At 59.3% G+C, this 17,779-nt stretch carries 18 protein-coding genes; 9 read left to right on the forward strand and 9 right to left on the reverse strand.

The window, feature by feature from the left end; genetic code table 11:
- Nucleotides 1–86: 86 nt before the first annotated feature.
- From soxA to ACP15V_RS08785, 5 genes are all read right to left on the reverse strand, one after another.
- Nucleotides 87–935: a sulfur oxidation c-type cytochrome SoxA gene (soxA, locus tag ACP15V_RS08765; protein ID WP_424943289.1), complete on the reverse strand. Its 849-nt coding sequence runs from the start codon at nt 933–935 to the stop codon at nt 87–89.
- A 139-nt stretch (nt 936–1,074) separates the two neighbouring features.
- The gene (gene soxZ / locus ACP15V_RS08770; protein ID WP_424943290.1) at nt 1,075–1,404 is read right to left on the reverse strand and encodes a thiosulfate oxidation carrier complex protein SoxZ; all 330 of its coding nucleotides are present in this window, start codon (nt 1,402–1,404) and stop codon (nt 1,075–1,077) included.
- Between the two features lie 21 nt (nt 1,405–1,425).
- Nucleotides 1,426–1,842, reverse strand: a complete 417-nt coding sequence (gene soxY, locus ACP15V_RS08775; protein ID WP_424943291.1) for a thiosulfate oxidation carrier protein SoxY — start codon at nt 1,840–1,842, stop codon at nt 1,426–1,428.
- Nucleotides 1,843–1,880: 38 nt separating this feature from the next.
- A complete protein-coding gene (gene soxX, locus ACP15V_RS08780; protein WP_424943292.1) occupies nt 1,881–2,363 on the reverse strand; it encodes a sulfur oxidation c-type cytochrome SoxX in 483 nt (160 codons plus the stop codon).
- A 340-nt stretch (nt 2,364–2,703) separates the two neighbouring features.
- Nucleotides 2,704–3,441 carry a cytochrome c biogenesis CcdA family protein gene (locus ACP15V_RS08785; RefSeq protein WP_424943293.1) on the reverse strand — a complete coding sequence of 246 codons (738 nt, stop codon included), beginning with the start codon at nt 3,439–3,441 and terminating at the stop codon, nt 2,704–2,706.
- A 148-nt stretch (nt 3,442–3,589) separates the two neighbouring features.
- Here ACP15V_RS08785 and ACP15V_RS08790 point away from each other — a divergent pair, with 148 nt between their 5' ends.
- The 4 genes from ACP15V_RS08790 to ACP15V_RS08805 all read left to right on the forward strand — a co-directional run bounded on the left by ACP15V_RS08790 (nt 3,590) and on the right by ACP15V_RS08805 (nt 6,414).
- On the forward strand, nt 3,590–3,976 hold the full coding sequence (locus tag ACP15V_RS08790) for a thioredoxin family protein (RefSeq protein WP_424943294.1): 387 nt from the start codon (nt 3,590–3,592) through the stop codon (nt 3,974–3,976).
- 240 nt (nt 3,977–4,216) lie between these two features.
- On the forward strand, nt 4,217–4,591 hold the full coding sequence (locus ACP15V_RS08795; protein ID WP_424943295.1) for an ArsR/SmtB family transcription factor: 375 nt from the start codon (nt 4,217–4,219) through the stop codon (nt 4,589–4,591).
- A 134-nt stretch (nt 4,592–4,725) separates the two neighbouring features.
- On the forward strand, nt 4,726–5,784 hold the full coding sequence (locus ACP15V_RS08800) for a YeeE/YedE family protein (protein WP_424943296.1): 1,059 nt from the start codon (nt 4,726–4,728) through the stop codon (nt 5,782–5,784).
- Between the two features lie 123 nt (nt 5,785–5,907).
- The gene (locus ACP15V_RS08805) at nt 5,908–6,414 is read left to right on the forward strand and encodes a flavin reductase family protein (protein ID WP_424943297.1); all 507 of its coding nucleotides are present in this window, start codon (nt 5,908–5,910) and stop codon (nt 6,412–6,414) included.
- A gap of 58 nt (nt 6,415–6,472) precedes the next feature.
- On the opposite strand, the gene ACP15V_RS08810 is transcribed toward ACP15V_RS08805, so the two are convergent.
- Complete coding sequence (locus ACP15V_RS08810) at nt 6,473–6,901, reverse strand: hypothetical protein (protein WP_424943298.1); 429 nt, start codon at nt 6,899–6,901, stop codon at nt 6,473–6,475.
- A 378-nt stretch (nt 6,902–7,279) separates the two neighbouring features.
- On the opposite strand from ACP15V_RS08810, the gene ACP15V_RS08815 reads away from it, so the two are divergent.
- The gene (locus tag ACP15V_RS08815) at nt 7,280–8,242 is read left to right on the forward strand and encodes a hypothetical protein (protein WP_424943299.1); all 963 of its coding nucleotides are present in this window, start codon (nt 7,280–7,282) and stop codon (nt 8,240–8,242) included.
- Nucleotides 8,243–8,269: 27 nt separating this feature from the next.
- Here the strand turns inward: ACP15V_RS08815 and ACP15V_RS08820 are convergent, their stop codons facing one another.
- Complete coding sequence (locus tag ACP15V_RS08820) at nt 8,270–8,683, reverse strand: VOC family protein (protein WP_424943300.1); 414 nt, start codon at nt 8,681–8,683, stop codon at nt 8,270–8,272.
- Nucleotides 8,684–9,004: 321 nt separating this feature from the next.
- On the opposite strand from ACP15V_RS08820, the gene ACP15V_RS08825 reads away from it, so the two are divergent.
- A complete protein-coding gene (locus ACP15V_RS08825; protein WP_424943301.1) occupies nt 9,005–10,297 on the forward strand; it encodes an O-acetylhomoserine aminocarboxypropyltransferase/cysteine synthase family protein in 1,293 nt (430 codons plus the stop codon).
- A gap of 89 nt (nt 10,298–10,386) precedes the next feature.
- Here ACP15V_RS08825 and ACP15V_RS08830 read toward each other — a convergent pair whose 3' ends face one another.
- Nucleotides 10,387–11,079: an SIMPL domain-containing protein gene (locus ACP15V_RS08830; RefSeq protein WP_424943302.1), complete on the reverse strand. Its 693-nt coding sequence runs from the start codon at nt 11,077–11,079 to the stop codon at nt 10,387–10,389.
- 244 nt (nt 11,080–11,323) lie between these two features.
- Between ACP15V_RS08830 and ACP15V_RS08835 the strand changes: the two genes are divergently transcribed.
- Nucleotides 11,324–14,377, forward strand: coding sequence for a hypothetical protein (locus ACP15V_RS08835; RefSeq protein ID WP_424943303.1), 3,054 nt, complete (start codon nt 11,324–11,326; stop codon nt 14,375–14,377).
- Between the two features lie 332 nt (nt 14,378–14,709).
- Here the strand turns inward: ACP15V_RS08835 and hppD are convergent, their stop codons facing one another.
- Nucleotides 14,710–15,807, reverse strand: a complete 1,098-nt coding sequence (gene hppD / locus ACP15V_RS08840; protein WP_424943304.1) for a 4-hydroxyphenylpyruvate dioxygenase — start codon at nt 15,805–15,807, stop codon at nt 14,710–14,712.
- A gap of 151 nt (nt 15,808–15,958) precedes the next feature.
- On the opposite strand from hppD, the gene ACP15V_RS08845 reads away from it, so the two are divergent.
- Together ACP15V_RS08845 and ACP15V_RS08850 are read left to right on the forward strand one after the other, a co-directional pair.
- Entirely contained in the window at nt 15,959–16,417 is a 459-nt protein-coding gene (locus ACP15V_RS08845; RefSeq protein ID WP_424943305.1) for an Lrp/AsnC family transcriptional regulator, read from the forward strand.
- A 92-nt stretch (nt 16,418–16,509) separates the two neighbouring features.
- Nucleotides 16,510–17,727, forward strand: coding sequence for a PAS domain-containing protein (locus ACP15V_RS08850; RefSeq protein WP_424943306.1), 1,218 nt, complete (start codon nt 16,510–16,512; stop codon nt 17,725–17,727).
- Nucleotides 17,728–17,779 lie beyond the last annotated feature (52 nt).

Below are 17,779 nucleotides of genomic sequence, written 5' to 3' on the forward strand. Positions count from 1 at the left end.
CTGTGGTTGGGGGCGTTATATGCAAAACCCCGAATGTATTTGCGTAAAGAAATCCCGCCCGAGCGCTGGCCCGGACGGGACAAGGTTTAGTTGCGGACAGACGGTCCTTCGACTGACAGGCCATTGCCGCGCGAGGCGACATACATTTCCAGCGCGATGAACTCGTCCGAGCCCGGCTTGAAGGTCTCGGCGCGGGTGTCGCGCACACAGCCCTTAAAGCGCGAATGCACCCCGTTCAGCTTGGCATTTTTCAGACGATAGGTCGGGAAGCCATTGATATGCCCCTGCGACAGGTGGTCGGCGCGGATCATGTTGCCGTAATTCTGCTCGTGGCAGTTGGCGCAGGAAAGATCCAGCTGACCCGTGCGGGTGTAATAGAGGTCTTTGCCCATTTCCCAGGTCGCCTGGCCCGGGCCATCAATGGCCACGTTGACCGGCATGCCACGCGACACCGACGCCATCAGGGCTTCGATATCAATGGCTTCCGACGCGTCGGTTTTCCAGGGCTCTGCCCCCATCGCATTTTCGCGACAGTTGTTCACGGCCATCTGCAGGGTAAAGACCTTTTCGGCCTTGTCGTTCCATTTCGGATAGACCGCTTTTACACCGGCCATCTTTTCAGGCTCACCATGACAGTCGGCGCAGGATTTGCCTTTGCTGCCATCCACGGTGTTCCAGATTTCGATCCCGTTTTCGACGCCCAGCATGCCGGGATTGTCGAAATCGTCCATCTGCATTTCCTGCGTCTGGTCAGACCGGAAGACCCAGCCCGAAATCACCTCGTCCAGATCCTCGGCCAGATGGGCCGGGGCGGCGGTGCGGGTGACCATTTCAATCTCGCCATTGACGATCAGTTCAGCATTTTCATCAGCAAGTGCCACGGATGATGCGACCATCGTTGTGGCGGCCAGTAGGGCTGCGATGCCTTTTTTCATTTGTTTTACCTCCCTAAGACCATGAGCATGTCAGTGGCCCTTATGTGGTGGGTTGGCGCGCAGGGGCGCGCTCTTGTTATGTGGCTCTGCTATCCGCCGCCTCGCGTCCTTGACGCGGCGGATAACCTGTCGCGGCGCCTTAGGCGACCTTGATCGATTTGGTTTCTTCGTAGACAGACCCGTCGTCGTCATACCAGGTGAACTTGAAGTCCCCGGCGGCGTCGACTTTCGCGTCAAATTCGAAGTAAGGGTTGGTGGAAATGGCGCTTTCCATTGCCACGTCGACCACCAGCGCCCCGTTGAATTCACAGGTAAAGCGGTTGATGATCGAGCGCGGGATGACATTGCCATCCTTGTCCTTGCGCTGACCCGATTCCATCTTGTGGCTGATCAGGGTTTTCAGCGTCACAACCTCGCCAGCGGCTGCCGACTTGGGAACTTTCACGCGGGGTTTTACACCTTTTGCCATGATATCTCTCCTTGTCCTGACTTAGCCGCCGCAGCCGCCGATGGTGACCTTGACGGTCGATTGCGCTTTGACAAAGCTGCCATCGGCCATCTTGGCAATGGCGATCACGTCTTGCGTGCCAGCCAGGCGAATGCGGGTCGAGGCCGCTTGCGATCCGGCAGCGGGACCAAAGGTGAACTGGGCCACGCCCGGGGTCGGGTTGCCTGCGGCCAGAATGATGATCGCCTCGGCACCGGGGGCGTCCACCGACACCGGCACGGTATTGCCGTTTTCTGCGATTTCCGGCGCGGTCAGGGTGATGCCCCCCTCGCCCATCTCTGCCCCACCGGTGAAGGCGGCGATCGCCTCGTCGGCGGCCGCACTTGCCCGCATCGGCAACATGGCGACGGCGGTAGCACCGAGACCAAGAGCCAGAGCTTCACGACGTGTGAATTTCATTTCTCTCTCCTGTGAGTATTTCCGTACCCGTGATGCGCTTATTTCAGCGTCATCAGATAGGCGACAACATCTTCGATCTGCTGGGCGCTCAAAAGCGGTTCCACCTCGCCTTCATGGGCTTTGCCGGTATAGGCCTTGCCCAGACGGTTGAAGCCCTCGGTTTTGTAGAAGGCCGGCATGACCGTGTCTTCGAACAGAACCTTGGCATTCACCAGAAGCCCGCGCAGCTCCCCCTCGGACCAGCGGTCGCCCGCCCCATCCAAAAGCGGCCCCACTTCGCCGTGGAACGGCACATCTGCAAGATCGGTGATTTCGTGACAGGCAATGCAATTGCCCTGTGATTTGGTCGAGACGACCTTGGCGCCTTCCATGGCGTCGCCCGGCGTGCCGGTCAGCGACATTTCCACTGCACCATCTTCGTTGAAGGCGACGGCGCCCGGCGCCACCACGTCGGCCTGTGCCGCTCCTGCTAGCGTTGCGCTGGCGAAAAGAACGGCGAGCGTGATCTTTGTCCGCTTCATAATACCTCCCATGACCGTTGTCCGGATAAGTTACGCAGGTGAAGTAATTTTCGCAACATCAAATTCCATTATTTGAATTATTATTAGTCATACGCGAAACATCCTTTCCAACACCCGCATAAATGCAATGCATCCTGTTGTATACGATGAATTTTCATCTGATACGGGTGCCCCGCGAACAAGCGTAACAGAGTGCGATTGGTGGACCCGAACCCCCAGCGAGACTCGGAGCAAACGCCGTCAGAGGGGCCGTGAGTCGCCCCCAGGGACGTTGATTCTGTCCCCGGCACATTCATCCGTCCGCCAACAGACCACGCTCGCCATTGCACACCGATCTGCCTTACCCAAGCCGCGTCAAAGCGGGGAACCAGTCGATCAGCCACTGGCCGATGACGTTCACCTGTCCGGTGCTGATCAGTACCGCAAACAGGATCAACATCACCCCCATCCCCTTTTCCACATAAGGCAGGTATTTGCGATTGCGGCCGGCCCAGCGGATGAACCCCTGCGAAAAGAATGCGGCGATCACGAAGGGCGCGGTCATTCCCAAACCGTAGACCGCCAGCAAAAGCCCACCACGGGTCAGATCCCCCATGCCGGATGCGATCATCAGGATCGAGGCCAGAACCGGCCCCACGCAGGGCGTCCAGCCAAAGCCAAAGGCCAGCCCCATCAGATAGGCACCGATGATGGTGCTGGGCTCTGCCCCGCTGGTCATGCGCGCCTCGCGATACAAAAGGCCGATGCGCAGGATGCCCAGGAAATGCAACCCGAACACCAACAGCAGCGCGGCCCCCGCATAGGCCAGGATGTGTTTATATTGGGCAAACGCGGTGCCAAGCGCCGTGGCCCCCAGCCCAAGAAGGACAAAAATTGTGGTCACGCCAAAGGCAAAGGCCAGGGCGGCAAGGATCAACCGTTTCTGCGCCCCGGGCGCAATGCCGCCTTCTTCCTGCAACTCGCTCATCGACAGGCCGGCCAGGTAGCTGAGGTAAAACGGCACCATGGGCAGGATGCAGGGGCTGGCAAAGGACAAAAGCCCGGCCAACGCCGCGCCCGCAAAACTGATTTCAAACATCCCTGCCCCCTGCTTTTCGCGCTGATCAGGCAAATGATTGATCCGCCAAACGGTCAATCTTCTTGAAACCTGAACATATTCAATTTATGTATTTTATCAAATCAAGGTCAACCACCGACACCACTTGGACAACACCAGGACCCGCGCCATGCGCCACATTCTTCTTCGCTGTCTGCCGATCCTGATCGGTCTGGCCCTGATGGTCAACGCCCCGGCCCGGGCGGCAGAGCTGGTTATGGTCGAAGAACCCGGCTGCGCCTGGTGCGCTGCGTGGGAGCGTGAGTTGGGGGCGATCTATCCCAAGACACCGGAAGGGCAATATGCGCCCCTGATCAAGGTCGGTATCCGCAAAACCCGTGATGATGACCTTGGGTTCGACCTGGCACGCCCGGTCTCTTTCACCCCCACCTTCCTTTTGGTGGATGGCGGTCGCGAACTGGCCCGGATCGAAGGGTATCCAGGAGAGGATTTCTTCTGGGGATTGCTTGAAAAGATGTTGCTTGATCACACGGCTTACGCGCTACCGGAAAGCTGACAGGACAGCCCTGATTACGGGCGGGCCGGACAAGTGTGGGCTTCCCGTCACGTCAAAGTGAGCGCCAACGCGAAGCGTTTGCAAATTGGCAAACCTCTTATATATAGTGTCGGGAAGCGGTTCTTGTTGCCAATCAGGGATCGGTTTGCGTTGAAAACGGGCCAGGATATGAGGGTTCACGACGCCACTTACGAAAAACGCCCCGGCGGGTCCCCGCCGTACGCTCTAAAGGATCAAGTGATGGCCCTACCCGTCATTCGCGAAGACATGACAAACGAGGAACTGGATCAGATGATGACCAGCGCCTGTGATGCGTCAAACCTGCTTAAGGCGATCAGCCATGAAGGGCGGTTGATGATCCTGTGTCACCTGGTGACCGGCGAAAAATCAGTGACCGAACTGGAAAAGCTGCTTTCCGCCCGCCAGGCCGCCGTGTCCCAACAACTGGCCCGCCTGCGGCTGGAAGGTCTGGTGACGCCACGCCGTGACGGCAAGACAATCTACTATTCCTTGACCGATGATCGCCCGCGTCGCATCCTCGAAGTGATTTACGAGATGTTTTGCACGGTCGGCCAGTCCGGGGGCACACCCGAAGAGCGCAAAGCCGCGGAATAAAAGCGATTTCCTGTGCGGCTGCCATCAGGTAGCATCCCCTGACATCTTGGATCTGACCTGCGCCGCTGGTGGGAGGCCGTCTGCGCAATTGCGGTCTGGAACCGCAGCAAATCCGTCACGAGCAGGAGGGGCGCATGTTTGACTGGATTTCCGATGCAAATCTGGCGGCTCTGGTGGGGCTGGTCGGGGGCGTGTTGTTGGGTCTCTCGGCGCGTATTGGCCGTTTTTGCACCCTTGGTGCCATCGAAGACGCGCTTTATGGCGGATCGCGGGTGCGTCTGATGATGTGGGGCGTGGCGATCGGCGTGGCGATGATCGGCACGTTTTCCCTGATCGGCGCGGGCCTGATCCCAGCCGAAGAAACCGTCTATCTGCGTCTGTCCTGGAACCCGCTGGCCTCTATCTTTGGCGGGCTGATCTTTGGCTATGGCATGGCCCTGTCGGGCAATTGCGGCTTTGGCGCCCTGGCACGTCTGGGCGGAGGAGACCTGCGCAGCTTTGTGATTGTGCTGGTGATGGGCCTGTCCGCTTACGTCGCCATCTCCGGCCCACTGGCCCGGCTTCGGGTCTGGCTGTTCCCGGAAACACCTATCGAAAATGGCGCCCTGCCCTCATTTGCCCACGGGATCGGTGGTGCCACGGGCCTGTCCCCTGCGCCGATTGGCGTTGCCCTCGGTGTCCTGATCCTGATTGCGATGCTGGCCAGCCCCGATCTGCGTGCCGCCCGCGACAAGATCTTTTGGGGCGCGGTTGCCGGGATTGCTGTGGTCATCGGCTGGGGCGGCACCGCCTGGGTATCGGCCAACGGGTTCTCTGCGATCCCGGTTGAAAGCCACACCTACTCCGCCCCAATTGGCGACATGATCATTTACCTGATGACCTCGTCCGGCAATGACCTGAATTTCGGCGTCGGCTCGGTTGTGGGCGTGCTTTTGGGCGCGTTTCTGGGCAGCTTGCGGCTGGGCCATTTCCGCTGGGAAGCCTGCGAGGACCCGCGTGAGCTCAAACGTCAGATCCTGGGGGCGGTGATCATGGGGATCGGTGCTGTGATTGCCTTTGGCTGTTCGGTCGGTCAGGGCCTGTCGGCTTTTGCGCTGCTGTATTACGGTGCTCCCGTTACGTTCCTGGCGATCATAGCGGGCGCGGCCCTTGGGTTGCGTCACCTGATTTCGGGCTTTGCCATTGCAGAGTGACGGCCCACAAACACACGGTTTCACCGGCGCTGCCCCCCCAAATGCCGCTTTTGTCCTTTTCTCTCATGTCCCATGAATATAGGGTCGCGCGGCAACGGATCTGAAACGCGCGAGACAGAGCAGATGAAAAGCTTCAATCCCGGCCCCGAACACGCGGCAGAGTTCCGGTCAGCCCTTGGCAGTTTTCCAACCGGCGTGACCATCGTTACCGCCCCGTCGTTGCAGGATGGAAAACCGGTGCCGGTGGGCATGACCGCAAACAGCTTTACCTCCGTCTCGCTGGATCCGCCGCTGGTTTTGTGGTGCCCGGCGCTGGTGTCGGCCCGCCATGATGCCTTTGTTGCCGCCAGCCATTTTGCCATCCACATTCTGTCCGAAGACCAGCGCGAACTGGCGCAACACTTCGCGCGCACGGGCGACCTGTTCGAAGCCGTACCGCATCACACCGACGATCATGGCGTGCCGCTTCTGGACGGATGCGTGACACGGTTTGACTGCACCACGGAACGGGTGATGGAGGGCGGAGACCACTCGATCGTCTTGGGGCGCGTGCAACGGGTAAATGTGGCCGAGAGCGGCTCGCTGGCGTTTTGCACCGGAAAATTCGGCACATTCTCGGAAGGTTCGTAAAAGCAAAAAGCGCCTTCACTTCACATCGCTACACACTGTTATAAATAGATTTTCTTCGTCAGTTGATTTGAATGCTGCCGCGTTCATAGCTGCCCGTGGCCGTGGTCCCATCGTCATAGAACAGCTCCACATCCACCGTATTCACCGCCTTCAGATCCAGCGTCACGAAGGGCAGAATTTCGGTGGACTTGATGGCGTTGGGCTGGGCTTCCTCCATGTAACATGGCTCCAGCTCAAACGCCTGCATCTCACCGCCATTCACCGCATACCGCACCTGTTCAAGTCCGCAGCGCCACGCCAGAAGGTGGGTGAAATACAGCAGGTCCTGCCCGTCATATTCGCGCACCGCAATCCAATTGGCCTGCGTGGCTTCGAGGATCGGACGAATTTCAGCGGCCGTGGTAAACTGCTGCGCCTGGGTGGCATGCCCCCCCAGCGACAGGACGCCCGCGCCAAGCAGCGTCACAACCTTGGATCCCAACTTCATCTCATTCTCCTCGCATGCAATATTGCGACCGGTAAAATTCTGCGCACTCATGGCCATGGCCTGGGGAGGTGAACTCCTTGTTCTCGCCCCCTTCCCGGCTTGCCTCTTCTGACCTATACTGCCCGAAAAGATAAGCATGGGCAAAGAGCAATGGCCAAATCGGCGAAAAAGCGGGCGGGGGCAACCTCTTCCAACAAGGGAAAACCCGCCAAAAAGACTGTGGGGAACACCTCAAAGACGGCAGCGGGTGGAAAAACGGCCAGCACCAAGACATCCCCCAAACCCAGACCCGCCTCCACAAAGGGGAAGACCGCCGCAAAGGCCGCTGCGAAAGCAACGCCCGTTCAAAAGGCCAAGACGCCCAAAGTTTTCAATATCATGGTGGTGGGTCAAGCCGGCCGTGTCTCGTATGAGGCGCTGTTGTTTGTTGCGTCTTTGCGCGCAGCGGATCCCGGTTTCAAAGGTCGCGTCTTTGTGGCCGAACCGCAACCGGGGGAAAACTGGCCCCATGATCCGCGCATCCGCCCCAAGGTGCGCGAGGCGCTGGAGGGGTTGGGAGCCGAGATCCTGCCCTTCCAAAACCATCACTTCGGGGCCAGCTACCCCAACGCCAACAAGATCGAAGCGCTGCTGGAGATGCCCGAAGGGGAACCCTTTGTCTTTTTCGACAGTGACACGGTGGTGACCGGGAAATTATCGGAGATCGCGTTTGATTTCTCACGGCCCTCGGCCTCGATGAAACGCGAAAACACCTGGCCCAAGATCGAGCTTTACGGCCCGGGCTACGGCGCGATTTGGAAATCACTTTATGAAAAGTTCGGGCAGGATTACCAAAGCTCGCTCGATCTGACACAGCCGGACGAGTATTGGGAACGCTACATGTATTTCAATGCGGGCTGGTTTTTTGGGGCCTGCCCGCGCCAGTTTGGCGCGCGGTTCCTGGAATACGCATTGGCGATCCGCGACAGCGCGCCGGAAGAGCTGGTCTGTCAGGAGCTGTTTCCCTGGCTTGACCAGATCGCCCTGCCCCTGGTCATTTCGTCCTTTGGCGGCGGGCGTCCGGGGCCCGAGCTTGCCGGGTTGGATGGGGATGTCACCTGCCATTGGCGTGTGCTGCCGCTGGCCTACGCGCGCGAGGCGGATCGGGTGATTGACGTGCTTGAAACCGTGTCAGCCCCCAACAAGCTCAAGAAAGTGTTCAAGGAATACGAACCGATGCTGCGGATGATCTATCAGGGGCGCGGGCAGAAGGTACGCGCCATGTTTGATCGCGCAAATCTGCCGCGGCGCGAACAGGTGATCCGCAACAAGATCAAGCGCGAAGGGTTCTGGATGCGCTGATGCGACGGCGGGTTGGGCGCGGATCGGTCAGGAGGCAAACACCTGAGAAAGATCCTTGAACCCTTTGACTTCAATCGGATTTCCCGATGGGTCGGTAAAGAACATCGTCCATTGCTCACCCGGCTCACCTTCGAAGCGCACAGTCGGGGCAATCACCCAGCTGGTCCCGGAGGCGGTCAGACGATCCGCCAGGGCGCGCCAGTCGTCATAGGCCAGCACAATCCCGAAATGTGGCATCGCCACCTTTTGCGCGCCAACAGTGCCGGTGGCGGTGGTGTCGAAGGGCTGGCCCAGATGCAGGCTCAGCTGATGGCCGAAAAAGTTGAAATCCACCCAACTGTCGGTCGACCGCCCTTCTTCGCAGCCCAGCACCCCGCCATAAAACCACCGCGCCTCTTTCAGGTCGGTCACATGGATGGCGAGGTGAAACGGGGTCAGCATGGGCAATACTCCGGCAATTGCAAACAGGGCCCGAAAGCGTTTCGGTTTTTAACCTGACACGGGGAACACCGAAACGCTTTATCGGGCGCGGCAGATCTTTTCGCAATCCGCACCAGACATCAAGAAAAACCCGAACGGACGGGGCAGCGTTCAGGGTGAGGCGCCGCCCCACCCGAAACGCTGTTCCACCGGGCGCAATTGACCGGAACGTTGTTCATCCTCTGCGCCCATTTGCAAAACCCACGTTTCCTTTGCCCGCGCGCCGTTGAAGCCCGCGCGGCTTTGCCCTAGCGTAGCGGCAACTGATTTAGGGAGACTATCATGACAGAAGACCGTCAATTGGGGTTTGACACGCTGCAGGTTCATGCAGGCACCGCGCCGGATCCGGCCACCGGGGCGCGTCAGGTGCCGATCTACCAGACCACCGCATATGTGTTTCAGGATGCCGATCACGCCGCGCGGCTCTTCAATCTCGAAGAGGTGGGCTATATCTATTCGCGCCTGACCAACCCCACCGTGGGCGCACTGCAAAACCGGATTGCGGAACTTGAGGGCGGCGCGGGCGCGGTGTGCTGTTCGTCCGGTCACGCAGCACAAATCATGGCGCTCTTCCCTCTAATGGGGCCGGGCCTGAACATCGTGGCCTCAAACAAGCTGTATGGCGGCACGGTCACCCAGTTCACCCAAACCTTCAAACGCTTTGGATGGGAAGCCAAGCTGGTGGATTTCGACGATCCGGCCGCCGTGGAAGCCGCGATTGACGACAACACCCGTGCGTTGTTCTGCGAAACGCTGGCAAACCCGGCCGGGATCCCCACCGACATCGCCGCCATGGCGAAAATCGCCGACAAGGCGGGCATCCCGGTGGTGGTCGACAACACCTCGGCCACGCCCTATCTGGTGCGCCCGATTGAGCTGGGGGCCACGATTGTGGTGCATTCCACCACCAAATACCTGACCGGCAACGGCACCGTGACCGGCGGCGCAATTGTCGACAGCGGCAAATTTGACTGGATGCAAAACGACAAGTTCCCGTCGCTCAGCCAACCGGAACCGGCCTATCACGGGCTGTGCTTTGGGCAGGCGCTTGGGCCGATGGCCTATACGTTCCACGGCATCGCCATCGGTCTGCGTGACCTTGGCATGACCATGAACCCGCAAGCCGCGCATTACACGCTGATGGGGATCGAAACCCTGTCACTGCGGATGGAAAAGCATCTCGCCAATGCCCGCAAAGTGGCGGAATGGCTGGAAGCGGACGACCGCATTGAAGGCGTGACTTGGGCCAGCCTTGACAGCTCGCCCTACAAGGCGTTGGCCGACAAGATCAGCCCGAAAGGCGCTGGGGCCCTCTTCACGGTTGCGGTGAAGGGCGGGTACGAATCCTGCAAAAAGCTGGTCGATAATTTGAAACTGTTCAGCCATGTGGCCAACCTTGGCGACGCACGGTCGCTGATCATCCACTCGGCATCCACCACCCACCGCCAGTTGAGCGAAGAGCAACAGGTGGCCGCAGGGGCCGCACCGAATGTGGTGCGCCTGTCGATCGGCATCGAGAATGTCGAAGACATTATCGCCGATCTGGATCAGGCATTGGACGCCGCAACCTCGTAAGGGTTTGCCCTGACAAACGAAAGGCCGCCGAACTGGCGGCCTTTTTTATTTCCAACGCCTTACCAGGGCCTTACCAAGCGAAGGTAAGGTTATTCGCTCAGTGAAAACTCCATCACCACCTGGGCTGACACATTCACCTCTCCCGTTGCCACGGGCATGGAAGATTGCGCCTCCATTGCCATGCGACCCAACATTGGCTCGGGGCCGCGCATTGGCCCGTCTTCGGACAGCACACGCACAGGTCCAAGCGTCAGTCCGGCCGCGTCTGCCAGCACTTTGGCCTTGCGCATGGCATCGGCAACAGCGGCTTTGCGCGCCTCATCCAACAGCGCCTCACGGTTGGACAGATCAAACTGCAACCCGTTGAAATGATTGGCCCCGGCTTGCATCACCTGGTCCAGCATCGGGCCAAGCCCCGCCAGATCACGGATTGCGACCGTCAACGTCGAAGATGCCTCATAGCCCAGCTGTTTCCGGGCGCCCGACTTGGCGTAATCCAATTGCGGCGCCAAGGACAAATGTGTGGTCTGGATGTCTTTCTCATCCAATCCGGCGGCAGACAGCTTGGCCAGAATACCGCCAAGCGCCTCAGCCACGGCGCGGGTGGCAACTGCGGCTTCCTTGGCCTCTTCGCGCACCCCCAAACGGATCACCGCCATGTCCGGTTGGGCCGACACCACACCTGTTCCCGTAACCCGGAGTGTTGGCGTGTCTCGCCCCTCGGCCAAAGCAGCCTGCCCCATACAAATCACGACACCTAAAATACCAAGTAATGTCTTCATCTTAGCCTCCTGTCTGCGCCAGATAGACCCAATGTCTGCGCCAATTGTCGCCATGTTCAACCCAACAGGGTTGCCCCCCTTCCCATGGGCGAAAACCTGCTGTAGTTTCAAGGCGGTGGCAGGGATGGCCGCTTTGGCGCAGCCGCAATCCGGTTTGCGCCGATTGGGATGAGTGATTGAAACCGCGCGAGATCTGAGTCTCAACCGGTATGTGGACAACTTACACGGGGGCCGTAAGAGCGGTATGAAGCCGAATTTTGCGCTTGATCTGACCCATGATGGCATTGGCCTGATGCATCGCGGCAAAGGCGGCTGGGTGCTTGTGGGTGAAGTGAGCCTGACCGACCCCAGCTTGCCCCACAATCTGTCCATGATGCGCCAGCGCGCCGGGGATCTCGACAAAGGGGGGTTCACCTCGAAACTGATCATCCCCCCCAGCCAGATCCTGTTCACCAGCATGACCGCCCCCGGACCGGATGACATCACGCGCGAGGCGCGCATTCGCGAAGGGTTGGTCGGGCTGACCCCCTACCCGGTCGAAGAGTTGGCGTTTGACTGGTATGCCGATGGCGATATGGCCCACGTGGCAATTGTGGCCCGCGAGACCCTTGCAGAAGCCGAAGGATTCGCGGTCGAGAACCGCATGAACCCGGTCTGTTTCACCGCCCGCCCCCATGGCAGCTTTACCCGCGAAGTCAGCTTTGGCGAAACCAGCTGCGCCGGTCAGCACCTTGGTCAGGGGGGCGAGGTAGAGCGCGAACATCGTGCGCCCCCGGAGCTGATGGGCACCCAGATTGGCCCGCTTGCAGACCAGACGAGTGAACCGCAAGCCCCGGCATCCAAGCCGGCTGACAGTCCCGAACCGCAGCCCGCACCCCAAGCGCAGGCCACCAAACCGCACCCTGCCGCGACCACCACCGACAGCCCGACCGACAGCCCGGCCGACACCTCAGGTGCCAAGCCCCCCTCTGCGCCGCCGGAACTTGCCCCGTTCCCCCCCGATTTCGAACCGGAAGAGGATGCCCCGGCGCGCCCCACCCCGCAAAAAAAGGTTGAGCCTCCCAAGCCACCCAAGGGGGCCTCTCCGGCGCGAGAGGAAACAGGCGTTTCAAAGGCCACGCCGGATGCCAAACCTGCCCCTTCTGACCCAGCGAACGCCGGGCTGGCCACCCTTGACACAGGGTCTTCCACAGGGCCTTCAACGCCGCAGTCAAAGCCCCGTGAGTCAAAGCCCCGTGCAGGGTCAGATTCCCCAAAGGCTCCTTCCAAAGCGGCGCAGGACACCGTGCCCGCCTTTTCAACGCGGCGTGCGGGAACGGGCGCACCCGCGGACCGCACGGGCGCAGGTCCACAGACGGCCGACATTGCGCCGCGGATCAATGTTGTCCCGCCATCCGCCCCCTCAGCGTCTGAGAAAACCGCCGCATCCGCGTCGCCTGACCTTCCCCCCGCGCCTGCGCCGCGCGTACAGACTGAAATCCACGTACCGGTGACCGCACCGACCGTGGATGGTCAGGACAATGCCCCCAAGCCCAAAAAACGCACCGCGACCGCCAAGGCCAAAGCCGGGGCAAACGGGGCGGCAGGCAAGCTGAAAGACGCGGCACGCAAAGGGCTGGCGGGCGCTTCGGGCGCAAGCTCGATCGCTTCATCGCTGGCCAAGGCCACCTCAAAATCGCTGAGCAAGCGCACCTCCAGGGCAAATGGTGCAAATGGCGCAAAGGGGGCGACCGGGGCAGCCAATGGGACAACTGACAGTTCTTTGGCAACGCCCAATTTATCTGCCCCCGCACATGGCGAAGTGCTCAGCACGGCCATTGCCCCTCCGCCCCCCTCTGCCCGTTCCTCTGCCCGAAACAAAACGCCCAAAGCGTCCACCGCGGCCCAGGAACGCGCCCGCAAAGAGGCGGATGCCCTGACCATCTTTGGCGCGCGCAAATCGCAAGAGGTGGGTGGAAAGCCGAAATATCTTGGCCTGTTTCTTGTGCTTGGCCTGCTGTTGATGATGGCGGTTCTGGCGGTGTGGTCGATGTTCTTCCTAAGCGAGCAGAATGTGGACCTGTTCCCGGACGCCGAAGATCAGTTTGAAAGCGCCATCACCAGCGGCCCCGCCCCCTCGCTGGATGAGGCCAATCAACTGGCCCGCAGTCCCGCATTGCAACCTGACGCGGATGTCATCGCGAATGCGGACATCGGCGCGGGTGCAGAAGCGCTGACCAATGAAGCGGGGCTTGATGCGGATGACGCTCCGACCCCTGAACGATTGTCGCCTGAAGCGGCAGAAATACGCTATGCGGCGACCGGGATCTGGGAGCGCGCACCGGATCCGCTGGATGATCCGGAAAGCGGCCGGATTGATGAGCTTTACGTGGCTTCAATTGACCCGGTCACAGCGGTGCATGATGCGGTGGCTTTGCCTTTGGCCAAGTTGGGGGATGCTGTCAGCCTGCCCGCCAATCGGCTTCCTCCGCCCCCGCAAGGCACCCGGTTTGATCTTGATGAGCGTGGGCTTGTGCGCGCCACCCCCGAAGGCAGCCTGACACCGAAAGGGGTTACGGTTTATGCGGGGCGCCCGGCATTGGTCCCCACACCGCGCCCTGACGGTATTGCCCCGCAGGCCGAGGTGGAAACCGCGGATCTGGCACCCGCCGATCCCGCCGATCCCTCGGTCCCGCGCACCCGCCCACGGCTGCGCCCCGAAGGCTTGATCGAAAGCAATGAACGGCGCCTGTTGGGGGGCCGCACCCGCAGTGAACTGGCGGCCCTGCGCCCGGCCCCACGGCCTGCAAACCCACAGGCCCTGGTCCAGCAGGCTGCGGCTATCGCAGAGGCGATTGCCAATGCGGAAGAGGGGGCGGATCAGGCCTCGCTCGCGGTGGCGGCGATTGCCCCGACCGAACTGGCGATTGCACGGTCGCTCGAACCGAAATCACGGCCGCGCAATTTCGACAAGCTGGTGGCGGCGGCGCGTGCGGCGAATGATGCGTCCGATGGGTCGGTGGTTGTCGCGGCCGCGCCGCGCAACCAGACGGTCACCCCCAACATTCCAACCCGCGCGTCGGTTGCCACGCAGGCCACAATCAAAAACGCGATCCCGATGCGCAAGGTGGCTTTGATCGGTATCTCCGGCAGTGCCTCCAACCGCCGCGCCCTGGTTCGCCTCAAATCCGGGCGCTATGTGAAAGTCGGCGTTGGGGATCGTCTGGACGGCGGTCGTGTGCTTTCGATCACGACCAATCAGTTGATCTACAAAAAGGGGTCGCGCAGCACCACGCTGAAAATTCTGCCATTTGGGTAACGTCTTTTCCGGGCGCGCTGCCCTGATGAGGAACAGGCCCCTTTTGCGTCCGTTTGGATAAGATCTCGCAGCGCTGGCGCATTGTTTCTGCCACGCGTCTAACGCCTGCAATGAAAGCGTTTCGGTTTTGACCTGACACGGCGGAATAGCGTAACGCCGTAAGAGATATCAATGCCTTGGGCGTTTCGGGACAAACATGTGTCTCAAGCTTATTCCAAAACGCGTTCGGCAAACAGCCGCCTCTGACAGAAGCGGCTGTTTTAAGCGGTTTCAGATCTGCTGGGTTTCAACAAAACCTGAAACCGAATTTACAGAGCGGTGATGTGGCGTGATCAGGCCACGTCGCCCAGTTCGCCATTTTTGATCTGCTCGCGTTCGATGGATTCAAAGAGCGCCTTGAAGTTGCCTTCGCCAAACCCATCATCCCCTTTGCGCTGGATGAACTCAAAGAAGATCGGGCCAATCACGGTTTTCGAGAAGATCTGCAACAGGATCCGGGTTTCGCCCCCACCCAGCACCCCTTCCCCGTCGATCAGGATGCCATGTTTCATCAGCTGATCCTTGGGCTCGGTGTGGTCCTTCACCCGCTCATATGACAGGTCATAGTAAGTTTCATTTGGACCGGGCATGAACTTCAGCCCGCGACTGGCAATCGCATCCACGCTGGCATAGATATCTTCGGTGCCAACCGCGATATGCTGGATGCCCTCGCCATTGTATTTCTTCAGATAGGCCACGATCTGCCCGGTCTCGCCGCGGTCTTCGTTGATCGGAATACGGATCTTGCCGCAGGGCGACGTCAGCGCGCGGGAAAACAGCCCGGTATGTTTGCCCTGAATGTCGAAAAACCGGATTTCCTTGAACCCAAACAGATCACCGTAAAACTTGAACCAGACATCCATATTACCCTTGAAGACATTATGGGTCAGGTGGTCGAGGTAATAGAAACCAACGCCTTTCGGATAGGCATTGGCGATCCAGTCAAATTCTTCGTTATACGCGCTTTGATCGTGATACTTATCGATGAAATAGATCAGGCTGTCCCCGATGCCGTAGATCGCCGGCACATCAAGCGATTTGCCGGCGCCTTCATAGGGTTTCGCCCCCATTTTCACCGCATGATCAAAGGCGTGCTGCGCATCCACCACGCGCCAGCCCATGGCCGAGGCACAAGGCCCATGTTCTTTGGCAAAATGCGCCGCCTGGCTGCCGGGTTCCAGGTTGATCAGATAGCTGACATCGCCCTGCTGCCACAGCTCCACATTTCGGGTCTTGTGGTTGGCGGTGTGGGAAAACCCCATCTGCGTGAAGAGATCGCGCAATTCCTGCGGGTCGGGATGGGCAAATTCGACAAATTCGAACCCGTCAGTTCCAGCAGGGTTTTCGTTGGAAATGGTGGCTCGGGGGGCATCATGCGGGAACGGTCCCATTGCGATCTCCTTATTCGCGTTTCTTAACCTGTGAACAGACTATCGTGAACCAGACCGGAAGAGTGCGCAAATCACAGCACAAAATCTTTCATATTTGCGCGTTACCAGCATCATTGATAATATTTGCGCATATTTTACGCACGGAGACACCATGGACCACACTGATCACCGCATTCTGGCTGCCCTGCAAAAAAACGCGCATATGACGTCGCAAGAATTGGGAGAGCTTCTGAACCTGTCCCCCAGCCAGGCCGGGCGTCGGCGGCAGCGGCTGGAAGAACTTGGTCATGTGACAGGCTATGTGGCCAAACTCGACCCCATGAAACTTGGGTTGTCGGTGCAAAGCTTTGTGCAGGTTGAAATGGCCAGCCACGCCCCAGAGGCGGGCCGTGCCTTTCAGACACTGGTCGAGACACAACCACAGATCATCTCGGCCTGGACGCTGACCGGGGCATCCGATTATCTGCTGCGCGTGTATTGCAAGGATCTGCCGGCGCTGAACCGTCTGATCCACGAGGTGCTTTTGCCTCACCCATCGGTGTCGCGGGTGCAAAGTCAGATTGTGATGAACCAGTTGAAACCCGATGCCCCGCTGCCGTTGACCACGTAAGCGGAACACCAACTTTTTTCACCGCATTAACCAGCCGGGAAGGTCTGTTTCCTATTAATGGTGCGAACACCAGAAGGATGGAATGCAAAACCGTGTCTATAGCCGAACGTCGTCAGGAATTTCGCCCGGAAAGCGGGGAAGCACCTTTTCACCTTGATGAGGTCTTTTTCTCGCGGACCGATGAGGCGGGAAACATTCAATCCGGGAATTACGTGTTCAAACGCGTCGCCCATTACGAATGGAACGAACTTCTGAACAAACCCCATAATGTCATCCGGCACCCGGACATGCCACGCGGCGTTTTCTGGCTGCTGTGGGACGAGCTGAAAAAGGGGAACGCGGTTGGTGGCTATGTCAAGAACAGGGCGAAAGACGGGCTGCACTATTGGGTCTTTGCGGTGATGATGCCCTTTGGTGACGGGTATCTTTCTGCGCGCATCAAACCGTCATGTGGGACCCTCGCAAGGGTTGAAAAAATCTATGCTGATATGCGGGCTGTCGAGCTGGAAGGGAATATCTCACCGGAAGAAAGTGCCCAAAGCCTTCTGAAGCATCTCAAAGAAGATGGTTTTCAAAGCTACAAACAGTTCTTTTCGCATAGTATGTCGTCGGAGCTCTTGCACCGTGATGACGCCCTGGGTCACCGTCCGGATAAAAAAGTGTCCAACTTCAAGAGGATCGACAATCTGACTGGGGAGCTGACTCATCAGACCGACCAATTGATCCAACAATTTGATGCCATGCGGACGATCCCGCATAACCTGCGTGTTATTGCATCGCGGCTTGAACCGACTGGTGGCCCGGTCTCGACCCTGTCCCAGAATTACGGTACGATGTCGCGGGAAATGTCGCAGTGGTTTGAAACCCATGTCCTGGGTGAAAACAGCAACTTTTTGTCCATCAAAGGGTCGGTGCAAAACGCGATGTGCATGTCCGGCGTGGCGCGGATGCTGAATGAAGTCAATGAACAACTGCGCAAGGAGCGACGCTCACTTGGCGAAGGTGTTTCGCTGGGCGACGAACAGGTGCTCTTGGAAAAAATCGTTCGGTCCCACGATCAAAACTGCGAGAAATGTTTCCAAGAGGTCTGCTATGAGGCCGAACGCATCACCAAGGCCTGCGAGGTGATGAATCGTCATATCCTTGGCCTGTCTACCACCCGGGTCATGTGTAAGATCGAAAGCGCCCGCCGCCCGGATGCAGGGGATGCGTTGAATGACATCATCAAGCAGCTGATGAGTTTCCAAGAGCGGATCAAGGATCAACTGGAGCGTATTGCTCGGCTTGGAGAAGAGATACAACAGTTCTAAGCACGCCCCCGGGGCCGGACACCTCACGCCGCAAACTGCACGGCCCCGATAA

This window comes from Aliiroseovarius crassostreae (assembly GCF_049803815.1).
Lineage (GTDB): Bacteria > Pseudomonadota > Alphaproteobacteria > Rhodobacterales > Rhodobacteraceae > Aliiroseovarius > Aliiroseovarius crassostreae_A.